The 1,049-nt window shown below is 35.6% G+C and carries 1 protein-coding gene; it reads right to left on the bottom strand.

The genetic code is table 11. The features are described from left to right. A protein-coding gene (locus WAK64_RS22325) for an IS3 family transposase (RefSeq protein WP_336589169.1) occupies positions 1-1,049 on the bottom strand; the annotation gives its coding sequence in 2 pieces (ribosomal slippage) (positions 1-863 and positions 863-1,049; 1,050 coding nt annotated over the 2 pieces). This gene is flagged as partial in the annotation.

Below are 1,049 nucleotides of genomic sequence, written 5' to 3' on the forward strand. Positions count from 1 at the left end.
TTTCTTAAGGTGTCTATTTTTGTACTCAACAGGACTTGTATACCCTAGTGTGCTATGAATACGAATATGGTTAAACCAATGCACGTAATCACACAGTTCTCGTTTTAATTTTTCTAAGCTTTCATACTGCCTGCCTTTCACAAACTCTGTCTTAATAATCTTAAATGTAGCTTCTGCCACCGCATTATCATAGGGGCATCCCTTCATACTTAATGAGCGTTTAATAGAGAACGTTTTTAAAGCGTCATCAATTAACTTATTTTTAAATTCGTTTCCTCTATCTGTATGAAACAATTGGATATGATGAAGATTTTCCTTTATTGAAGCGAGAGCTCGATAAACAAGCAACGCATCCTTATTCGCCCCAGTACTATATCCTATAATTTCACGGTTAAAGAGATCAATAAATATACATATGTAGTGCCATTTTTTATCAACCCTTACATATGTCAAATCACTTACGACAACGGATAACGCTTCGTTCTGTGTAAATTCACGGTTTAGTTTATTGGAATGCAGGTCTTCATTTGGCTTTTTTGAATGGGGTTTAAACTGAGCGACAGTATAAGTAGAAACAAGCCCTTGCTCTTTCATTACTCTACCAATGCGCCTTCTAGAAACAATCTTCCCAAGTTTCATAAGTTCTTGTTTAATTTTGCGTGTCCCGTAATTCCGTCGACTTTCATGAAAGATTCGAACGATATGTGACGTGACATCATCCTCATGAGTTCGCTGTTTTGCTTCATAATAATACGTACTTCTTGGGAGTTGTAGGACTTGGCACATTGCTGATATCGAGTATTTGTGTTTATTTTGCTTAATCACATTTACTTTTGTCCTAGTATCAGCGCGGCTTGCTTTAAAATATCATTTTCCATTTCTAATTGCTTGTTTCGCTTACGTAATTCTTGCAGTTCCTTTTGTTCAGGAGTTAGGTTCTCCTTCTCTTTGAATGTTCCTGAATTTTTATATTGATTAATCCATTTATCAAGAGAAGAAGGAGTTAAGTCGTATTCTCGAATAATTTCTTTCCTTGGCTTTCCATTATT

The sequence above is a fragment of the Bacillus spongiae genome, from assembly GCF_037120725.1.
GTDB lineage: Bacteria > Bacillota > Bacilli > Bacillales > Bacillaceae_K > Bacillus_CI > Bacillus_CI spongiae.